Origin of the sequence: Isoptericola halotolerans (assembly GCF_003003075.1) — a bacterium.
In the GTDB taxonomy this organism is placed as follows: Bacteria; Actinomycetota; Actinomycetes; order Actinomycetales; family Cellulomonadaceae; genus Isoptericola; species Isoptericola halotolerans_A.
This window is the reverse complement of record NZ_PVTX01000006.1, coordinates 142708-162481: the sequence shown is the minus strand read 5'-3', so window position 1 is coordinate 162481 and position 19774 is coordinate 142708. Positions and strand designations below refer to the sequence as shown.

The window sequence follows — 19774 nt, the reverse complement described above, 5'->3', positions numbered from 1 at the left end:
CTACGGTCGTCCCGTGACCTCCCCCGCCGTCCCACCGCCGTCCCTGACCACCCTGCTCGACCAGCTCGTCCCGTGGCCCGACGACGGCACGCGCCCTGACGCCCCCGTCGCCGTGGACGCCACCGACCGCCTGCTGCTCGCCGAGGCCGCACCGCTCGTGGCGGACGCCGGACCGCGGGGCGTCGTCGTCGTGGGCGACCGGTTCGGGGCGCTGACCCTGGGAGCCCTGGCCCTGGGGGCGGCCACGGTCCGCACCCACCACGACACGATCGACTCCGAGACGGCCACGCTGCACAACGCCTCCCGGGTGCGGGACACGCTGGCGGACGCCCGCGGCCGCATCGCCACGTCGAACGACCTGGGCCCCACCCTGCTCGACGGCGCCCGGCTCGTCCTGCTGCAGCTCCCCAAGTCGCTGGGCGAGCTCACCGAGATCGCCGAGGCCGTCGCCCGGTACGCCGCCGACGACGTCACGCTGCTCGCCGGTGGCCGCATCAAGCACATGACGCGCGCCATGAACGACGTGCTCGGCGACCGGTTCGAGTCCGTGCACGCGACCCTGGCGCGCAGCAAGTCGCGCGCCCTGGTCGCCACGACGCCCCGGCCCGAGGCACGCTCGGCCACCCCGCTCTACCCGGCCCGCGAGCGGCTCACCGATCCCGAGCTGCTGGCGGCGGCCACACCCACGCACGACGGCGCCGCCCCGGCCGAGCACGTCGACGTCGTCGCGCACGGTGGCGCGTTCGCCGGCGCCGGGCTCGACCACGGCACCCGGTTCCTGCTGACCACCGCGGGGCGCTGGCCCGCGGCGTCGCGGGTGCGTGACGCCGTCGACCTGGGCTCCGGGACCGGGCTGCTCGCCGTGGTGCTGGGCCGCCGCTACCCGGACGCCCGGGTGGTCGGCACCGACCGCTCGGCGGCCGCGGTCGCCTCCACCCGGGCGACGCTCGCCGCGAACGGCGTGCCGGGCACGGTGACGAGGAGCGACGTCGGCGTCGACCTGCCCGACGCGAGCGCGGACCTGGTGCTCCTCAACCCGCCGTTCCACGACCGGGCCGCCGTGAGCACGGATGCCGCCCACCGGATGTTCGCGACGGCCGGCCGGATCCTGCGGCCGGGCGGCGAGCTGTGGTGCGTGTTCAACACCAAGCTGCGCTACCGCGGCTCGCTGGCCCGGGCGGTCGGCCCTACGGACCACGTGGCCCAGGACCCCCGCTTCACGGTCACCCGCTCCCGCAAGCCCTGACCCCGCCGCACGGCTCCCAGCCCAGCGCCCAGACCCAGGACCGCCCCGGGCCGCAGACACAAGGCGGGGCGAAGGACTCCCTGCGAGCTCGTCATCCGCCCGAAGTGGAGCGCCCCCTGGGGCGCGTGAACGCGAGCTCGCAGGGAGTCCTCCGCCCCGCCCGTCACAGCAACGGGTCAGCGCACCCCGACCACATCCACGACGAAGACCAGCGTCGCACCGCCGGGGATGCCGGCCTGCGGCACGCCACGCGAGCCGTAGCCGTGCTCGGCCGGGATGGACAGCAGCACGCGGTCACCGACGTTGCGGCCGACGAGGCCCTTGTCCCAGCCGCCGATGACGGCGCCGACGCCGATCGGGAAGTCGATCGTCTGGCCGCGGTCCCAGGAGTTGTCGAACACGTCGCCGCCCCAGGTCTGGCCGAGGTAGTTGACGACGATGGTGCGGCCGGCGTCGACGACGGGGCCGTCGCCCTCGGCGAGGACCTGGACCTGGAGGCCCGCGGGCGCGTCGCCCTCCGGGAACGTGATCTCGGGCTTGTCGCCGAAGGAGCCGGTGGCGGTGGGAAGCGTGGTCACGGGATACCTCATCCGTTCTCGGGGAGCCGCGGGTCGTGTCTCCCGGCGGCAGTGCGCGTCAAGCCTACGCGGGGTCGCGGACCGGCGCGGCGGCGACCTCGCGCAAGCTCTCCACGGCGGCCCGGACCGGCGGGGTGTGCGCGACGGCGTCCTGCACCACCGCGTAGATGGTCCGCGAGGGCGTGGGGCGCACGGCGGGGACGCCGACCGTGCCGGGCGGCAGGTGCACGGCGCCGAGCGCAGGGAGCACGGTGATGCCGATCCCGGCGGCGACGAACGCGAGGGCGGTCGGGTAGTCGTGGGCCTCGACGCGGAACGCCGGGCTGAACCCGGCCGCACGGCACGCCTCGAGGAGGTTGCGGCGGCACCAGCCGCGGGCGAAGTCGTTGTCGATCCACGCCTCGTCGGCCAGCTCGGCGAGCTCGACCTCGTCGCGGTCGGCGAACGGGTGGCCGGCGGGCACGACGGCGACGTAGGGGTCGTCGAGCAGGTGGTGGGCCGCGGCGCCCACCCCGGGGTCGTAGCTGCGCGGCGCGACGACCACCTGCAGGTCGGCCCGTCGTGCCGGGTCGGCGGGGACGTCCTCGCGCAGCTCGAGCTCGAGCCGCAGCCCGGGGAACCGCTCGGTGAGCGTGCTGACCACGTGCGGCAGCCAGGCGGCCCCCACCGAGGCGAAGTACGCGACGGACATCCGGCCGGTACGGCCGGAGCGGAGGTCCGCGACGAACGACTCGGCCTCGCCGAGCCGTGCGAGCACCCCGTCGGCCTGCGCGGCGAGCGCCTCGCCGGCCGCGGTGGGCCTCACCCCGCGGCCGTGCCGGGCGAGGAGCTGCAGGCCGGTCTCGCGCTGGAGCGCGGTGACGTGCTGGCTCACGGCCGACGGCGTGTAGCCCAGGTTGGCGGCGGCCGCGGCGACGGAGCCGCTCGCCACGACGGAGCGGAAGATGCGCAGGCGGTGGACGTCCAGCATCTCCCCACCGTACAGCGGCACTGAACGGTGCGGTAGAGATCAGGACTGGTGCTGAACAATCGCTCGGGGGGAAGATCACCGCATGACGACCATCAGCACGGCAGCAGCCCCACCGGGGCACGCCACCTCCCGCGCCGGACGCCTCACGGCTGCTGCCATGACGGCGACCGTGCTGCTGTGGGCCTCCGCCTTCGTGGCGATCCGCGCCGTCGGGCACGACGTCGACCCCGGTCCGCTGACCCTGGGCCGCGTCGTCGTGGGGAGCGCCACGCTGACGGTGATGCTCCTCGTCGTACGGACCCGACGGCGCGACCGCGCGGCACGCCCGACCGGCACCCCGACCGGCACCCCGGTCGGCGCCCCGTCCGCAGCGGCGAGCCCTGCCGGGCCGCGGCGCTCGGCCGTCCCGCGCGGCCGCGTCCTGGCTCTCGTGCTGGTCTGGGGCGTGGCCTGGTTCGGCGCCTACAACCTCACGCTCAACGCCGCCGAGCAGCACCTGGACGCCGGCACCACCGCGCTGCTGGTGAACATCGCGCCGATGCTCGTCGCCGTCCTCGCCGGGCTGCTCCTCGGCGAGGGGTTCCCCCGTCGGCTGCTCGTCGGGATCGCGGTCGCGTTCGCCGGCGTCGTCGTCATCGCCGCCGCCACCTCCTCGGGCCGGTTCGACGCCGTCGGCGTCGTGCTGGGCCTGGTCTCCGCCGTGCTGTACGCCGGCGCCGCCACCCTCCAGAAGCGCCTGCTCCCCCACGTGGACGCCCTCACCATGACGTGGCTGGGCTGCCTGGCCGGCACCGTGGCCTCGCTGCCGTTCCTGCCCGGCCTGGTGGACCAGCTGTCCGTGGCGTCGTCGGCGACCGTGCTCGGCATCGTCTACCTCGGGGTCTTCCCCACCGCCATCGCCTTCAGCACGTGGGGGTACGTGCTCACCCGGGCGAGCGCGGGGCGCACCGCGGCCACGACCTACGCGGTGCCCGCCGTCGTCGTCCTGCTGTCCTGGACGCTCCTGGCCGAGGTGCCCGCCCCGGCGGCGTTGCTCGGTGGGGTCCTGGCCCTCGCCGGGGTCGCGGTGGCCACGCTGCCCCCGCGCCGCCGTCGGCCTCCCGCCGGCGCGGTGCCCTCAGCCTGACGGCTCGGCGAGCGCGGCGGCCTTGGCCCCCAGCACGCCGCGCTCGCGCTCGTTGCCGCACCGCTGCGCCGCCAGCTCCAGCTCGGCGCGGGCCTCGGCGCGACGTCCCAGGCGGGACAGCAGCTCGCCCCGCACGCTCGGCAGCAGGTAGGAGCCCGCCAGCGCGCCGGACCCGGCCAGGGAGTCCACGACCTCGAGCGCGGCCTGCGGCCCCGATGCCATCGACACCGCTACGGCCCGGTTGAGGTCCACCACGGGCGACGGTGCCACGCGGCCGAGCGCCTCGTACAACCGGACGATCCGCGCCCAGTCCGTGGCGTCCACCGACGCCGCGACGTCGTGCTGCTCGGCGATGGCGGCCTGCAGCGCGTACGGGCCCAGGCCACGGCCGGCCGCCTCGGCGCGTGCCAGCGCCGCCCGGCCGCGCCGGATCGCCGAGGCGTCCCACCGCCGCCGGTCCTGGTCCGCCAGGAGGATCGGCTCGCCGTCCGGACCGGTGCGCGCCGGGAACCGGGCGGCCGTCAGCTCGAGCAGGGCGAGCAGCCCGGCCGCCTCCGGCTCCTCGGGCATCAGGCGCGACAGGACGCGGGCCAGCCGGATCGCCTCGCGCGCGAGGTCCGTCCGGATCCAGTCGCCGCCACCCGACGCCGACGAGCCCTCGGAGAAGATCACGTACAGCACGTTCAGCACCGAGCCGAGACGCGCGGGCCGTTCGGAGGCCGCCGGCACCTCGAACGGGACACGGGCCGCGCCGAGCTGCTTCTTCGCCCGGGTGATGCGCGCCTGCACCGTCGGGGTCGGCACGAGGAAGGCCCGCGCGATCTCCTCGCTCGTCAGCCCGCCGACCACGCGCAGCGTCAGGGCGACCCGCGCCTCCTTGGACAGCACCGGGTGGCACGAGGTGAAGATCAGCGCGAGGCGGTCGTCGTCGATCCGGTCCGGGTCCCACAGCAGGTCGGGCTCGTCGACGTCGGACGGCGTGGCCCCCGCGTGCGCCCCGCCCTCGCCCAGGTCCCGGGCGAACGCCGCGTACCGCACGTCGCGGCCGGCCCGACGACGGAACGCGTCGATGGCCCGCCGCCGCCCGGTGGCCAGCAGCCAGGCCGTCGGGTCACGGGGCACCCCGTCACGCGGCCAGCTCACGAGGGCCTCGGCGACGGCCTCGGACGCCACGTCCTCGGCCAGCGCGAGCTCGCCGGTGTAGCGGGCCAGGGCACCGACGATCCGCGCCGACTCGATCCGCCAGGTCGCCTCGACGGCCCGGCGCCCGACGTCGGGATCCTCCGGGGACCCGTCGCCGGGCGCCGGTGCTGGTGCCGGTGCTGGTGCCGGGCTGCCGCCGTCGGGCACGCCGTGCCGGGCGCTCACTCGGTCCCGAGCTCCTTGCGCCACTCCTTCTCCTTCTGGATCCACTCGTTGTCGGCCGGGAAGTCCTCGACCCCGTTGATGCGCCGCACCTCGAGCTTGGTGCCCGGTCCGCTGAGCGGCGCGCGCTTGGCCCACTCGACCGCTTCCTCCCGCGACGCGACGTCGAGGATCCAGAACCCGTTGAACAGCTCCTTGGTCTCACCGTAGGGTCCGTCCGTCACCACGGGGGTGTCGGTGGAGAAGTCGACGACGGCGCCCTCGGACGCGTCGGAGAGCCCCTCGCCGGCGGTGAGCACCCCGGCGTCCATCAGGGACTCGTTGTAGCGACCCATCGCGGCGATGACCTCGGTGAAGTCCATCTCCTCGTAGTCGGCCTGGCCTTCGTCGGTCCCGCGCATGATCAGCATGTACTTCGGCATGGTCTCGTCCTCGTCGTCCGGGTTGGTGTGTGGGGGTGTCGTGGTGTGTCGTGATGTCGTGGTGCGCCGGACGCTCAGAGCTGCCCGGTGCGCTCGCGCCAGGCGCGCTCGCGGCGGATCCACTCGTTGTCCGCCGGGAACTCGTCGATGGACGGGATGCGGCGGATCTCGGACTTCATGCCGGGGCCGGCCAGCGGCGCCTTCTTCGCCCATCCGACGGCGTCGTCGATGGTGGGGACGTCGAGGATCCAGTAGCCGTTGAACAGCTCCTTGGTCTCGCCGTACGGCCCGTCGGTGACCGTCGGCTCCTCCGTGGAGTAGTCGACGACGACGCCCTTGTCGGCCTCCTCGAGCCCTTCGGCGGCGACCAGCACACCGGCCTCGATCATCTCCTCGTTGAAGCGCCCCATCGTGGCGAGCATCTCGTCGAAGTCGATGCCCGAGTCGGCGAACGCCGCCGCCGACTCGTCGGTGCTGCGCATGATCAGCATGTACTTGGCCATTCGTCTCATCTCCCGTGATGCGGTGGCCCCCGTCTGGGACCTTCTCACCCCCAGGTCGAACGGGAAACCCCAGGATCGACACGTCACGTCACAAGTGTGTGAAACTTCCGGGCCCACCGGCGCACGAACTGGCGCCGGGACCCCGACCCAGCGCAGTCTGGTCCCATGACGCTCGATGCCCAGCCGACCCCGCGGACCGACGGTCGCAGCACCTTCCCCTCCATCGCGGAGTACGCGTTCCTGTCCGACTGCGAGACCAACGCCCTGGTCGCGCCCAGCGGCGCGATCGAGTGGCTGTGCCTGCCCCGCCCCGACTCCCCCAGCGTCTTCTCCGCGATCCTCGACCGCGGAGCAGGGATGTTCCGCGTGGGCCCGCACGGCGCCCGCGTCCCGGTGGCGCGGCGCTACCTGCCGGGCACCCTCATCCTCGAGACCACGTGGCAGACGTCGACCGGCTGGCTGGTGGTCCGCGACGCGATGGTGATGGGACCGTGGCACAACCTCGACGAGCGCTCGCAGACCCACCGCCGGACGCCGACCGACCACGACGCCGAGCACGTGCTGCTGCGCACCGTGAAGTGCGTCTCCGGCACCGTCGACCTGGAGGTGGTCTGCTCGCCGAAGCCGGACTACGCCCGGGGGGAGCCGGACTGGGACTACCTGGACGACGGCTACTCGTCGGTCATCGCCCAGATGGGTGGCAAGAACCCGGACCTGCGGCTCAGCTCCAGCCTCCGCTTCGGGCTCGAGGGCCAGCGCGCGCAGGCCCGCACCCGGATGAGCGAGGGCGAGACGCACTTCGTGGCCCTGGCCTGGTCCCCGCTGCCGGCGCCCACGTCCTGGGACGAGGCCATCGACAAGATGTGGCGCACCGAGCAGTTCTGGCGTGACTGGATCACGCAGGGCTCGTTCCCCGACCACCCGTGGCGCATCTTCCTGCAGCGCTCCGCGCTGACGCTCAAGGGACTGACCTATGCGCCGTCGGGCGCCCTGCTGGCGGCCGCGACCACGTCGCTGCCCGAGACCCCCGGCGGCGAGCGCAACTGGGACTACCGGTACGCCTGGATCCGGGACTCGACCTTCGCGCTGTGGGGCCTGTACACCCTCGGTCTGGACCGGGAGGCCAACGACTTCTTCGCGTTCATCCAGGACGCCTGCCACGACAACAAGCAGCTGCAGATCATGTACGGCGTGGGCGGGGAGGAACGGCTCACCGAGCAGGCGCTGACCCACCTCAGCGGCTACGAGGGCGCTCGGCCGGTGCGGATCGGCAACGCGGCCTACAACCAGCGCCAGCACGACGTCTGGGGCGCCGTCCTCGACTCGGTGTACCTGCACACGCGCAACCGTGAGCAGCTGCCGGAGGCGCTGTGGCCCGTGCTCAAGCGCCAGGTGGAGGAGGCCGCCAAGCACTGGCACCTGCCGGACCGCGGCATCTGGGAGGTGCGTGGCGAGCCGCAGCACTTCACCTCCTCCAAGCTCATGTGCTGGGTGGCGCTCGACCGTGGCGCGCGCCTCGCCCGTCTCTACGACGAGCCCGACTTCGCCGAGCAGTGGCAGAAGCTGGCCGACGAGATCCACGCCGACATCTGCACGAAGGGCGTCGACGACCGCGGGGTGTTCACCCAGCGGTACGGCGACGACGCCCTGGACGCCTCGCTGCTGCTGGTGCCGCTGCTGCGGTTCCTCCCGCCGGACGACGAGCGCGTGCGCGCCACGGTGCTGGCCATCGCGGACGAGCTCACCGAGGAGGGCCTCGTGCTGCGCTACCGGACCGAGGAGACCGACGACGGCCTGCAGGGCGAGGAGGGCACGTTCACCATCTGCTCGTTCTGGCTCGTCAGCGCCCTGTGCGAGATCGGCGAGATCGACCGGGCGCGGACGCTGTGCGAGCGGCTGCTGTCGTTCGCGTCCTCGCTGAACCTGTACGCCGAGGAGATCGACCCGCGCACGGGGCGGCACCTGGGCAACTTCCCGCAGGCGTTCACCCACCTGGCGCTGATCAACGCGGTCATGCACGTGATCCGGGCCGAGGAGGAGCCCACGGACCACCGCTCGTTCCGCACGCCGCGGGGCTCCTGAGCAGGCTCCGGCCACCGCTCCGGCCGCATCCCCGACCTGTCGGTGGGTGGTGCGGCCGGCGCTCTTGCACTTTTTGGCTAATAGGCGTAGCTTATTGGCTATGAGCACAAGCCGGCACGTCCCGCACCGCTCCCTCCAGCGCCCCGAGGGCCGCCTCGCCTACACCGACACCTCCCCCGACGACGCCGATCGCCCGGTCCTCGTCGCCGTCCCCGGCATGGGCGACCTGAGATCCACCTACGACGACGTCACCCCGGCGCTGGTCCAGGCCGGGTGGCGGGTCGTCGTGACGGACCTGCGCGGCCACGGCGACTCGGACACCACCTTCACCCGGCACGGCGACGACGCCACCGGCTCCGACCTCCTGGCGCTCGTCGAGCACCTCGACGCGGGCCCCGCCGTCCTCATGGGCAACTCGATGGGCGCGTCCGCCGCGGCCTGGGCAGCCGCCGAACGGCCCGACCTCGTCCGGGGGCTCGTGCTGCTCAGCCCGTTCCTGCGCGAGACCGCCTCGCCCGGCAAGCAGCGGCTCCTGCACGCGGCCTATCGCGTGCTGTTCGCCCGCCCGTGGGGCGCCGCCGTCTGGGCCGGCTACTACTCGATGATCAGCAAGGGGCGGCGGTCACCCCGGCACGCCGAGCACGTCGCGCAGGTCCGCGCCGCGATGTCCGACGGCGCCCACCTGCGCTCGTTCCGGCACCTGGCCCTGGCGCTCGACCACAGCGTGGTCGAACGCCGCCTGGCCGAGATCCAGGCGCCCGCGCTCGCCGTCGTCGGAGACCTCGACCCCGACTTCAGCGACCCGGCGGCGGAGCTCGCCTGGGTGCAGGGCGCGCTCGGCACACCGGCACGGCACGCCGTCCTCGTCCCCGAGGCCGGTCACTACCCGCAGCACCAGACTCCCGACGTCGTGGTCCCGGCGGTGCTCGAGTTCCTCGCCGAGCTCCCCACGGCCACCGGTGACCCCCGTGCCTAGGGCCGGGCTGTCGCGCGAGGCCGTCGTCGGCCTCGCGCTGGGGGTGGTCGACGACGGCGGTACGGGCGGGTTCGCCGACCTCACCCTCGCCCGGGTCGCCGCCCGGGCGGGGGTCGCGACCCCCAGCCTCTACAAGCACGTCGGCTCGCTGGCCGAGCTGCGCCGCGAGGTGTCCGTCCGCGCGGTCGGCGAGCTCGCGGGCGCCACCTCGCGCGCGACGGTCGGGCTGTCGGGGCCCGACGCCGTGCGCGCCATGGCGCACGCGTGGCGCGGCTACGCCCGCGTCCACCCCGGCCGGTACGCCGCCGCCCAGACGGGGCCCGACCCGGACGACCCGGCGCACGCCGCCCACCGCGACGCCGCCGCCGAGAGCGTCGCCGTCGCGGTCGCGACGCTGCGCGGCTTCGACCTGCCCGAGGAGTGCGTGGTCGACGCCGTGCGGGCCGTCCGGTCCGCCGTGCACGGCTTCGTGACCCTCGAGCTGGGCGGAGGGTTCCGCGCGCCGCAGGACGTGGACCGCAGCTTCGACGCCCTGGTGGACATGCTCGTCGCCGGTATCGCCGCGCTCGCTCGCCGCGAGCCCGGCTGAGCGCGCAACTACCTCGCGGCGCCCGGCGCTACCTCGGCTGTTCCACTACTACCTCGCCGGGCCTGGCACTACCTCGGCAGGGCTGGCACTACCTCGGCGGACGACGACGGCCGGCCACCCGGGATCGGGTGGCCGGCCGTCGTCTCGGTCGAGCGGGCGCGTGCTACCGCGCCGGGAGGTGCGTCACTCGCGGAAGATCGCGAGGAGACGCAGGATCTCCAGGTAGAGCCAGATGAGGGTGACCAGCAGGCCGAAGGCCGCCGACCAGGCGAACTTGGCCGGGACGCCCTGCTCGACACCGCGCTTGATGGAGTCGAAGTCGACGATGAGCGACATGGACGCCAGCACCACGGCGAAGAGGCCGACGATGATGCCCAGCGTGCCACCGCGCATGCCCCAGCCCTCGAGCACGCCGGTCCACACCAGGACGACGTTGACGAGGGAGAAGACCAGGTAGCCGATCATGCCGATCAGCAGGAAGCGCGTGAACTTGGGCGTCACCCGCACCTTGCCGGAGCTGAACAGCGCCAGCGCGACGGCGAAGACGGACAGCGTCGCGAGGACCGCCTGCAGGACCACGCCGTCGTTCCAGGACTCGTAGTACCGCGAGATCCCGCCGAGGAACAGGCCCTGCGCCACCGTGTACAGCGTGATGAGCAGCGGGCTCGGGTTCTTCTTGAAGGCGTTGACCAGTCCGAGCACCAGGCCCACGACCATGCCGATGATCCACAGCGACGGGATGGTCTCGGTGAGCGACCAGCTCACCGCCGCGACCACCACGAGCAGCGAGAGCAGCCCGGCCGTCTTCATGATGACGTCGGTGTAGGTCAGGCGCTTCGTGTCGACCGGCGTGGCCGACGGCGCGTTGTACATGTTCTGCAGCGACGCGGCGTCGGCGGCCTGCGCGCCGAAGCGACCGGCCTGGCCGGCCGGTGCCGTCGCGGTGCCTCCGGCGCCCCGGCGGGGCTCGCCGAAGACGGCGCTGTTCGAGAAGACGGGGTTGCTCATGAGCTCCTCCTGGTCGCGGCTGCCGGGTGCCCGACGACGGGTCGTCGCGCGGACAGGGCCGGGTCGCTGGCCGTGGCCATCATCCTAGGCAACGCGCGACCCGGCCGACAGGTTCCCGGCCGATCTGTGACGTGTCCGGGACCGTCTCCGGTCCTGGCTGGTCAGCCCCGGGCGGCCTGCGCGGCGGCCTCCCGGTCCTTCTTCTCGACCCGCTTCGTCTCCCGCTTCGCGGCCCGCCGCTCGCGCCGGGCCTCCTTGCGGTCCTTGCGCCCCTCGACCAGCACGTACAGCACCGGGACGATGAGCAGCGTCAGCAGGGTGGACGAGACGAGCCCGCCGATCACCACGAGAGCGAGCGGCTGGGAGATGAAGGCCCCGCCGCCGGTGAGACCGACGGCCATCGGGGTCAGCGCACCGATGGTCGCCAGCGCCGTCATGACGATCGGACGCAGTCGCTTGCGTGCCCCCTCGCGCACCGCCTCGTCCAGCGACCGGCCGCGCAGCCGGTACTGGTTGATGAGGTCGATGAGCACGATGGCGTTCGACACCACGATGCCCACGAGCATCAGCACACCGATGAGCGCCGGCACCCCGAGCGGGGTGTCGGTGGCGAGCAGCGCGACGAGCGCACCGGTCGCGGACAGCGGCACGGAGACGAGCAGGATGAGCGGCTGCACGAGCGACTTGAACGTCGCGACCATGATCAGGTAGACGATCGCGATCGCGGCCAGCAGCGCCAGCCCGAGGTCGGCGAAGGCCTCCTCCTGGTCCGCCGCGACGCCGCCGACCTCGACGGTGGCGCCCGGCGGCAGGTCGAGCCCGTCGACGGCGGTGGCCACGTCGGTGCTCAGCGTGCCGAGGTCCTGGCTCTCCGGGGTGATCGACACGGTGGCCGAGCGCTCGCCGTCGACGCGGCTGATCGAGCTCGGCGTCTCCACCTCTTCGACCGCGGCCACGTCCGTCAGCGGCACCATGCCGGTGGCGGTCGGGATCTCGATCTCCTCGACCTCCTCGACCGACTGCGGCGCCTCGCCGGAGACGACGACGGCGTCCACGGGACCCTCGCCGAGGTCCACCTCGCCGACGGTCTGCTCCGGGTTCATCGTGCCCGAGACGATGCCGGCCACCTGCGTCTCCGTGAGGCCCGCCTCGGCGGCGGCCTCCCGGTCCACGGTGACCTGCAGGACGGGCTGCGCGGCGGAGAGGTCGTTCGTGACCTCCGCGACGCCGTCGAGCCCGGACACCGCCTCCTGGGCCGCCTCGGCGGCCGTTGCGAGGTCGTCGGTCTCGTTGGCGCGCACCACCAGGTCGATGGTGGTGGAGCCGAAGCCGGAGTCACCCCCGGCCACGCTGACCTCCGTCGTCGGGCCCTCCCCCGCCAGCGACTCGGCCGCCTCGCGGACGTCGTCCTGGACGGCGAGGGGGTCGGCCGCCTCGTCGAGCGTGATCGAGAAGGTGGCGGTCGGCGTCGAGCCGCCGCCGAAGAACGCGGCCTCGCCGGCGTCGCCGGCGCCCACCGAGGTCTGGACGGTCTCGATGCCCTCGACCTCGCCGAGCGCCTCCTCCATGTCACGTGCGGCGTCGTCCTGCGCCTCGAGCGACGCGGTGTCGGTGAACGTCTGGGTGACCGAGACGGTGTCCTGGCCCGAGTCCCCGATGAAGTTGGTCTCCAGGCGCGGGACGAGGGCGAGCGTGCCGGCGAGGATGCCGACGGCGATCACCACCGAGATCCACGGGTGCCGCAGCGACGCCGCGAGGCTCGGCACGTACGCGCGCTGCCAGAGCCCGCGGCGCTCCTTGGCCTCGGCGGCCTCCCGGATCGAGGCCCCGCCGTCCGTGGCACCCTCGGTCCCCCGCGGCGCCTTGACGAACCAGTACGCGAGCACCGGCACGATGGTCAGCGCCACGAGCAGCGAGGCGAGCATCGCGATGGCGACGGTGAACGCGAACGGCCGGAACAGCTCGCCCGTCATGCCGGCGACGAGCCCCAGGGGCAGGAACACCGCGACGGTGCAGATCGTGGAGGCGGAGATCGCCCCGGCGACCTCTCCGACGGCGGTGAGGATCGCCTGCTTCTTGTCCTCGCCGTAGGACAGGTGCCGCTTGATGTTCTCGATGACGACGATCGCGTCGTCGACCACGCGGCCGATGGAGATGGTCAGCGCGGCGAGCGTGAGGATGTTGAGCGTGTACCCGGTCAGGTCCATGACGAGGAACGCCGTGGCCAGGGACAGCGGGATCGAGACGGCCGAGACCAGCGTCGAGCGCACCGACAGCAGGAACACCAGGATGATGAGGATCGCGAAGATCAGGCCCAGACCGCCCTCGGTGGCCAGGCCCTCGATCGACTCCTCGATGAAGGGCGCCTGGTCGAACACGACGGCGGTGCTGATGCCGGCGTCCTCGAGCTCGGCGGCGTTGTCGTCGATGACGTCCTGCACCGCGTGCGAGACGTCGACGGTGTTGCCCTGCGGGGTCTTGGTGATCGCGATGCCGAGCGACGGCTCGCCGTCCAGACGGGAGAAGGAGGTCGCCTCGGTGGGGGCGACCGTGATCTCGGCGACGTCGCCGAGGAGCACGGGCTCCGGCACCTCGGGCGGCGCGTTGGCGTCCGGCAGCAGCTCGTCCTGGCCGGGGACGGTCGCCCCGCCGTCGGCACCCGGCTGGCCCCCTGTGCCCGACGGCGGCACGTCCGCCGCGTCGCCGGGCGCGGTGGCGCCGTCGTCGGCTGCTCCGGCACCTGCTGCGGCGTCGGGGCCGGCGGCACCGGCGCCGGCCCCGGTGGCCGACGGGACCAGCGGGATCTCCTCGAGGTCCTCGACGCTCTCCACGCGGGTGCCGGCCTGCAGCGAGTAGGTGGCGCCGTCCTCGGTGACGGTGCCCGCCGGCACCACCACGCCGTAGTCCGCGAGGACGTCGGTCACCTGGGTCAGCTCGAGCCCGTCCTCCGCGAGCTCGGCGGGGTCGACCTCGATGAGCACCTGGTCGGCCTGGCCGCCGGTGACCGCCACCGAGCGCACGTCGTCGATCCGCTCCAGCTCGGGCACCAGGACGGTGTCGATCTCGTCCGCGAGGGCGGCGACGTCGTCGGCCCCCGCCGCGGCGAGCTGGATGACGGGCAGGTCGTCGAGCGAGCCGGTGATGACCTGCGGCTCGACGTCCTCCGGGAGCTGCGACTGGGTCCGCGTGACGGCGGTGGTGAGGCGCTGCGTGGCGGCGTCCATGTCCGTGCCGTAGGCGAACTCGACCGTGGTCATCGACATGCCCGTGGACGCCGAGGAGCTGATCGACTCGATGCCCTCGACCGTCTGCGCGGCGGCCTCGAGCGGCTCCGTGACGTTCTGCTCCACGACCTCCGGCGACGCCCCCGGGTACACGGCGACGACCGCCCCGGCCGGGAACTCGAGCGACGGGATGAGCTCCTGCTTCAGCGAGGTCAGGCTCAGCGCACCGAAGGCGAAGATCGCGATCGTGGCGAGCGCCACGACGGCACGGTTGGCCAGGGACAAGCGGGCAAGGCGGAACACACACACTCCAGGGGAAGCGACGGGGAGGTGCACGACGGCGGCATCGTACGGCTGCTCAACGGAGCCTACGCCGGTGGAGTTCCCGCCGGGTCACGGGCGGATGAACCCTGGACGACCTGTTCGAACATTTGTACGATTGCGGGGCCCGCCCCGCAGATTTCACCGCGTCCGCACACTCGTCTGAGACGAATCCAAAGATCCCGTTGCAAAGGCCTCTTTGCAACGCTATGTTGGTACCACGTCGAAGAGTCGTCCGCCGTCACCGGGAGTCCGACATGCTGCTCGCCATCACCGCCCCTACCGCCACCGATCGCCACCACCACCGCCTGCTGGACGGTCTCGTCGACCGACTGGGTCGCGGGCTGGTCGCGCTCGGAACCCGCATGGCCCGGACCTCGCCCACCCGGCGCCCCGAGCGCACCGGCGCCTGCCGCGCCGCCGAGGCCCGCCGTCGCGCGGGCGAGCACATGCGCGACAACGCTGCGCAGGTCAACCCGCTGGGACTGCGCTGACCGCCTCGCTGTACCGTCATGGGCATGAGCGAGACCCCGGAGCGCCCGGCCGCACCGTCCCGGCGACCCGACCAGCTGAGCGCGACCCGGCTGCGGGGGCTGTCGCACCCGCTGCGCGTCCGGATCCTCGACCTGCTGCAGGTCCACGGCGCCCTCACCGCCAGCGGGCTGGCCGAGATGGTGGGCGAGTCGAGCGGGTCGACCAGCTACCACCTGCGTCAGCTCGCCAAGCACGACTTCGTCCGGGAGGTCGAGGGCCGAGGCACGGCCCGTGAACGCTGGTGGGAGGCCTCCCCCGGCGGCTTCTCGATCGGCCCGGAGGACCATGACGACGCCGGCCTGCGGACCACCAAGTCGCTGGTGAACGCCGAGTTCGAGCGCAACCGCCAGCAGAAGATCTGGCAGCTGCTCGACGCGATCGGTGACAGCGAGCTCGACGCTCCGGGTTTCGCCGACTGGCAGGACGCCGTCACGCTCAGCACCGCGAACCTCTTCGCCACTCCCGAGCAGCTCGCCCGCGTGATCGACGCCGTGAGTGCCGTCCTCGACGAGCAGCTGGCCCCGCTGCGGGACCAGGAGGACGTGCCCGGTGCCGTCCCGGTCCAGGTCCACTTCAACGCGTTCCCGATGGTGGACGCCGTGCGCCGCCGCGACCGGCCGTCAGCGTCGCGCGACGACCAGCCCTGAGGAGCCGCGCCCGCGGGCCGCACCGCCGGAGCCGGACGGCTCCTCGGCACGCGCCCGGCGCCGCGCCCCGCCCCACAGGACCCCGGCCACCACGAGAGCCGCGCCGCCCAGCTCCGGGACGCTGACCGCCTCCCCGAGGACGACCCACGCCGCCGCCATGCCCACGACCGGGACCAGCATCGAGTAGGGCGCCACCACCCCCGCGGGGTGGCGTGCCATGAGCCAGGTCCAGATGCCGGAGCCCAGCACCGTGCCCACCACCACCGTGTAGGCGAGCCCGACCAGCGCGCCGACGGCACCGGGGTCGTCGAAAGACGTCAGGGACCCGACGATCTCGGCCGGCCCCTCGACCACCAGCGCGACCGCCAGCATCGGCACGGGCGGCACCACCGACATCCACAGCGTCAGGTGCAGCGGGTTCTGCGGCCGGGCCTGCCGGTTCGAGATGTTGCCGATCGCCCAGCCCAGCGCACCGGCGAGGGTCAGCAGGAACGGCAGGAGCGCCGCCGTCTGCGCCTGCTGCCAGCCGACCACGGTCAGTCCGGCGACGGCGACCAGGATGCCGGCCACCTGACGCGAGCCGACCCGTTCTCGCAGGAAGGTCGCCCCGAGCACCACCGTGAACGGTCCGGACGCCTGCAGCACCAGCGACGCCAGCCCGGCGGGCATCCCGACGGCCATCCCCCAGTAGAGGAACGTGAACTGCAGGATCCCGAACCCGACGCCGTAGCCGACCAGCCACCGGACGGGCACCTGCGGCCGCGGTACCAGGAAGATCGTCGGGACGGCGATCACCGCGAACCGCAGGGCCACGAGGAACATCGGCGGGAAGTGACCGAGCGACGCATCGATGGCCAGGAAGTTCAACCCCCACATGACGGCCACGGAGGCGGCGAGGAGGCGGTGTCGGAACGGCATGCGGTCATCGTCCGGCCGGAGCACCATGAAGAACAAGCGAAATGTTCTACCGCTATTCGGTAGGCTGCCTACATGGACGTCCGGCACCTCGAGCTCCTCCGCGAGCTGGCCGACCGCGGCAGCATCTCCGCCGTCGCCGCGGCGACGCACCGCACGCCGTCGGCCGTCTCGCAGCAGCTCCGCACCGCGCAGCGTGAGCTGGGTGTCGCGCTCGTCGAGCCCGCCGGCCGGGGCGTCCGGCTCACCGACGCCGGGCGGCTGCTGGCCGACGGCGCGGTCGACGTCGCCACGGCGCTCGCCGAGGTGCAGGCACGCTGGGACGCGTTCCGCGACGAACCGGTCGGCACGGTCACCCTCGCGGCTTTGCCGAGCGCCGCCACGTTCCTGCTCCCCGACGTCGAGCGGGCGATGGCCGGCACCGGCGTCGAGCTGCGCTACACCGACGCCGACGTGGCCGAGGCCGAGTTCGGTGCCCTGGCGGCCGACCACGACATCGTCGTCGCGCACAGCTTCACGAGCCCGCGACCGGCGCGGACGGACGGGCTCGTCGTCGTGCCCGTCGCCGTCGAACCCCTCGACGTCGCGATGTCCCCCGCCCACCCGCTCGCGGCGCGGGCATCGGTCGACGTGTCCGACGTGACCGGGGCCGAGTGGATCGGGGTGCCGCCCGGCTACCCCTTCGACACCGTGCTGCAGAGCATCGAGCGGGCCACCGGTACGCGTCTCGACGTCCGGCAACGCCTCACGGACAACCGGCTCGTCGAGGCGCTGGTGGCCGCCGGCGACCGGCTGGCGATCCTCCCCCGCTTCACCACGCCGGTGGGCGACCGGCTCACGCTGCGCCCGCTCACCGGCATCCCGGCCGACCGGCACGTCTCGGCCGTGCTGCGGCCGGACCGCGCGCGACGGCGCGCCGTGCGTCAGGTGCTCGACGCCGTCGTCCGCGCGGCCGCAGCCACCGCGCGCCGCCACCACGCCGACCCGGCGGACCCGGCCGACCGCGCCGGTGGCACGGCGATCTGCCAGGAGCGGATGCGCTGACGGCAGAGGATCGTTCCCCCACCGACCGCGACGGCGCACGGTGGGGCCATGACGATCACCACGCTCCGCTCGGAGACGCCCACGCCCCCCGCACCGTTCGACGACCAGCTGGCCACACGCCTGCTGCACCAACGCATCGTCGTCATCGGCACCGAGATCGACGACGCCGTCGCCACCCGCGTCTGCGCGCAGCTCCTGCTGCTGTCCGCCGAGGACGCCGCGGCCGACATCGCCCTGTTCATCAACTCCCCCGGCGGCTCCGTGTCCGCCGGCCTCGGCGTGTACGACACCATGCGGCTGCTGCCCAACGACGTCGTCACCGTCGGCGTCGGGTTCGCCGCCAGCATGGGCCAGTTCCTGCTCACCGCGGGCACGGCCGGCAAGCGCTACGCCCTGCCGCACACCCGGGTGCTCATGCACCAGCCGTCGGCCGGCATCGGCGGGACGGCCATCGACATCGCCATCCAGGCCGAGAACCTCGAGCACACCAAGCGGGTCATGGCCGAGCTCACCGCGCAGCACACCGGCCGCACCCTCGCCCAGATCACCGAGGACGCCGACCGCGACCGCTGGTTCACCGCGGCCGAGGCCGTCGAGTACGGGTTCGTCGACCGCGTCGTCGAGTCGGTGGACGACGTCCGCCCGACGGCGCCCGGCCGGAAGGTGGGTCTGTGATGAGCAGCTACACGATTCCCAGCGTCGTGGAGCGCACCCCGCTCGGCGAACGCGCCTCCGACGTGTTCAGCCGCCTGCTGCGCGACCGCATCATCTTCCTCGGCACCGAGGTCGACGACGGCGTCGCGAACGTCGTGATGGCGCAGCTGCTGCACCTCGAGTCCGAGTCCCCCGACACGGGGATCGACCTGTACATCAACTCCCCCGGCGGCTCCGCCACGGCCATGACGGCGATCTACGACACGATGCAGTTCGTGCGCTGCGACGTGGCCACCACCTGCATGGGGCAGGCGGCGTCGGCGGCGGCCGTGCTGCTCGCCGCCGGCACCCCGGGCAGGCGTTCGGTGCTCGAGCACTCCCGCGTGCTGCTGCACCAGCCGTCCGGTCAGAGCCAGGGCACCGTCTCCGACCTGGCCATCCAGGCGCGCGAGATCCAGCGCCTGCGGGACGAGACGGAGACGCTCCTGGCCCGGCACACCGGCCGGCCGGCGTCCCAGCTGCGCCGGGACACCGACCGCGACCTGATCCTCACCGCGGCCGAGGCCGTCGAGTACGGCGTCGCCGACGCCGTCGTCACCTCCCGCAAGCTCGCCGCCCGCGGGCTCGCTGCGTGAGGGCTCGCTGCGTGAGGTCTCGCTGCGTGAGGCGGGCGGAGCCGATGGTCAATTGCGGACGTGCACGTCTGGCGTGATTCGGCACCGCAGCGCGCGCGCAGATCACGCCTGGCGTGAGATTCACGCCAGGCGTGATCGCCGGACGCTGAGCGTGACGGGGTCACGCCGACCGGGCACCCTCGATCCGCGCACCCCAGGTCCCGACCGCACGACAGCGCTGCGGCCCTGCTGAGGCTCGGCCCCGGCAGGACCAGGTAGCGGGCTCCGGGTCGGCTCCGGCGCGTGCCCGCTCAGGCGGCGAGGAGGACGGCGTCGGTCGTGACGACCGGTCCGGCACCGGCCGCCGGACCGACGGCGACGCCCCGCTCGCCGATGTTCTTCAGCACGCGGGCCTCGCCGCGCTGGGCTTCCACGGTGGCCAAGGTGAGGTGCGCGTCGCCGACGAGGTCGACCAGACCTATCCCCAGCGCGCCGCAGACCGACGCCAGCACCTCCGACGACGCCTCCTTGCGTCCACGCTCCACCTCCGACAGGTACGCGGTGGACATCCGGGCCGCCGCTGCGACCTCGGCCAGCGTGCGTCCCTGCCGCAGCCGGGCGCGGCGCAGGATCGCGCCGACGAGGCTCCGCAGCAGAGGTTCGCGCGGTGGGTACGTCTCGTCGCTCATACGTCTGAAGTTACCCGTGGTCGGGGCGGCCGCACCGGACGGACCACCGCCTCGCGGCGCCGTTCTGCTACGGGCAGAAGGGCGCCCGCCCGGCCACGTACCGCCGTCGGGGGCCGCGTGCCGCCGTCCGGGGGCCGCGACGCGCCGGCATCGCGAAGGGTGCCCCCGCCCGGGTTCGAACCGGGACTGGACCGGGTTTAAGCCGGCTGCCTCTGCCAGTTGGGCTACGGGGGCGACGCCGGAGACAGGAGCGGGCGGCCACGTTCG

At 73.5% G+C, this 19774-nt stretch carries 19 protein-coding genes and 1 tRNA gene; 10 read left to right on the top strand and 10 right to left on the bottom strand.

Annotated features, from left to right (window positions below; genetic code table 11):
- Window positions 1-13: 13 nt before the first annotated feature.
- A complete protein-coding gene (locus BCL65_RS10235) occupies window positions 14-1246 on the top strand; it encodes a class I SAM-dependent methyltransferase (protein WP_243400993.1) in 1233 nt (410 codons plus the stop codon).
- A 176-nt stretch (window positions 1247-1422) separates the two neighbouring features.
- Here BCL65_RS10235 and BCL65_RS10230 read toward each other — a convergent pair whose 3' ends face one another.
- The gene (locus BCL65_RS10230; protein WP_243400994.1) at window positions 1423-1824 is read right to left on the bottom strand and encodes an FKBP-type peptidyl-prolyl cis-trans isomerase; all 402 of its coding nucleotides are present in this window, start codon (window positions 1822-1824) and stop codon (window positions 1423-1425) included.
- Between the two features lie 64 nt (window positions 1825-1888).
- Complete coding sequence (locus tag BCL65_RS10225; protein ID WP_106267662.1) at window positions 1889-2794, bottom strand: LysR family transcriptional regulator; 906 nt, start codon at window positions 2792-2794, stop codon at window positions 1889-1891.
- An 82-nt stretch (window positions 2795-2876) separates the two neighbouring features.
- Here BCL65_RS10225 and BCL65_RS10220 point away from each other — a divergent pair, with 82 nt between their 5' ends.
- Window positions 2877-3920: a DMT family transporter gene (locus BCL65_RS10220; RefSeq protein WP_106267660.1), complete on the top strand. Its 1044-nt coding sequence runs from the start codon at window positions 2877-2879 to the stop codon at window positions 3918-3920.
- Here BCL65_RS10220 and BCL65_RS10215 read toward each other — a convergent pair.
- The 3 genes from BCL65_RS10215 to BCL65_RS10205 form a co-directional block, all read right to left on the bottom strand.
- Window positions 3912-5159 carry an RNA polymerase sigma factor gene (locus tag BCL65_RS10215; protein ID WP_243401006.1) on the bottom strand — a complete coding sequence of 416 codons (1248 nt, stop codon included), beginning with the start codon at window positions 5157-5159 and terminating at the stop codon, window positions 3912-3914. The two genes, BCL65_RS10220 and BCL65_RS10215, sit on opposite strands and share 9 nt — an antisense overlap.
- 125 nt (window positions 5160-5284) lie before the next feature.
- Window positions 5285-5707 (bottom strand): YciI family protein, encoded by a 423-nt coding sequence (locus BCL65_RS10210; RefSeq protein WP_207767702.1) that lies wholly within the window; start codon window positions 5705-5707, stop codon window positions 5285-5287.
- 74 nt (window positions 5708-5781) lie between these two features.
- Window positions 5782-6210 carry a YciI family protein gene (locus tag BCL65_RS10205; protein WP_106267658.1) on the bottom strand — a complete coding sequence of 143 codons (429 nt, stop codon included), beginning with the start codon at window positions 6208-6210 and terminating at the stop codon, window positions 5782-5784.
- Window positions 6211-6375: 165 nt separating this feature from the next.
- Between BCL65_RS10205 and BCL65_RS10200 the strand changes: the two genes are divergently transcribed.
- From BCL65_RS10200 to BCL65_RS10190, 3 genes are all read left to right on the top strand, one after another.
- Window positions 6376-8292 (top strand): glycoside hydrolase family 15 protein, encoded by a 1917-nt coding sequence (locus tag BCL65_RS10200; protein ID WP_106267656.1) that lies wholly within the window; start codon window positions 6376-6378, stop codon window positions 8290-8292.
- A 100-nt stretch (window positions 8293-8392) separates the two neighbouring features.
- Window positions 8393-9268 (top strand): alpha/beta fold hydrolase, encoded by an 876-nt coding sequence (locus BCL65_RS10195; RefSeq protein WP_106267654.1) that lies wholly within the window; start codon window positions 8393-8395, stop codon window positions 9266-9268.
- On the top strand, window positions 9261-9857 hold the full coding sequence (locus BCL65_RS10190; protein ID WP_106267843.1) for a TetR-like C-terminal domain-containing protein: 597 nt from the start codon (window positions 9261-9263) through the stop codon (window positions 9855-9857). Before BCL65_RS10195 ends, BCL65_RS10190 begins: the two co-directional genes overlap by 8 nt.
- A 183-nt stretch (window positions 9858-10040) precedes the next feature.
- Here the strand turns inward: BCL65_RS10190 and BCL65_RS10185 are convergent, their stop codons facing one another.
- Window positions 10041-10865 carry a Bax inhibitor-1/YccA family protein gene (locus BCL65_RS10185; protein WP_106267652.1) on the bottom strand — a complete coding sequence of 275 codons (825 nt, stop codon included), beginning with the start codon at window positions 10863-10865 and terminating at the stop codon, window positions 10041-10043.
- 161 nt (window positions 10866-11026) lie between these two features.
- On the bottom strand, window positions 11027-14392 hold the full coding sequence (locus tag BCL65_RS10180; RefSeq protein WP_106267650.1) for an efflux RND transporter permease subunit: 3366 nt from the start codon (window positions 14390-14392) through the stop codon (window positions 11027-11029).
- 275 nt (window positions 14393-14667) lie between these two features.
- Here BCL65_RS10180 and BCL65_RS10175 point away from each other — a divergent pair, with 275 nt between their 5' ends.
- Together BCL65_RS10175 and BCL65_RS10170 are read left to right on the top strand one after the other, a co-directional pair.
- Window positions 14668-14904, top strand: coding sequence for a hypothetical protein (locus tag BCL65_RS10175; protein ID WP_106267648.1), 237 nt, complete (start codon window positions 14668-14670; stop codon window positions 14902-14904).
- Between the two features lie 24 nt (window positions 14905-14928).
- On the top strand, window positions 14929-15591 hold the full coding sequence (locus BCL65_RS10170) for a winged helix-turn-helix domain-containing protein (protein ID WP_106267646.1): 663 nt from the start codon (window positions 14929-14931) through the stop codon (window positions 15589-15591).
- Here the strand turns inward: BCL65_RS10170 and BCL65_RS10165 are convergent.
- Window positions 15565-16509, bottom strand: a complete 945-nt coding sequence (locus BCL65_RS10165; protein ID WP_106267644.1) for an EamA family transporter — start codon at window positions 16507-16509, stop codon at window positions 15565-15567. The genes BCL65_RS10170 and BCL65_RS10165 overlap by 27 nt on opposite strands.
- Before the next feature lie 72 nt (window positions 16510-16581).
- Between BCL65_RS10165 and BCL65_RS10160 the strand changes: the two genes are divergently transcribed.
- From BCL65_RS10160 to BCL65_RS10150, 3 genes are read left to right on the top strand one after another with little or no spacing between them, the layout of a single operon-like run.
- Window positions 16582-17550: a LysR family transcriptional regulator gene (locus BCL65_RS10160; protein ID WP_106267642.1), complete on the top strand. Its 969-nt coding sequence runs from the start codon at window positions 16582-16584 to the stop codon at window positions 17548-17550.
- A gap of 48 nt (window positions 17551-17598) precedes the next feature.
- Entirely contained in the window at window positions 17599-18225 is a 627-nt protein-coding gene (locus BCL65_RS10155; protein ID WP_106267640.1) for a ClpP family protease, read from the top strand.
- The gene (locus BCL65_RS10150) at window positions 18225-18839 is read left to right on the top strand and encodes a ClpP family protease (RefSeq protein ID WP_106267638.1); all 615 of its coding nucleotides are present in this window, start codon (window positions 18225-18227) and stop codon (window positions 18837-18839) included. Before BCL65_RS10155 ends, BCL65_RS10150 begins: the two co-directional genes overlap by 1 nt.
- 290 nt (window positions 18840-19129) lie before the next feature.
- Here BCL65_RS10150 and BCL65_RS18445 read toward each other — a convergent pair whose 3' ends face one another.
- The gene (locus tag BCL65_RS18445; RefSeq protein ID WP_106267637.1) at window positions 19130-19507 is read right to left on the bottom strand and encodes a helix-turn-helix domain-containing protein; all 378 of its coding nucleotides are present in this window, start codon (window positions 19505-19507) and stop codon (window positions 19130-19132) included.
- A 160-nt stretch (window positions 19508-19667) separates the two neighbouring features.
- Window positions 19668-19741 (bottom strand) — tRNA-Leu (locus tag BCL65_RS10140).
- Window positions 19742-19774 lie beyond the last annotated feature (33 nt).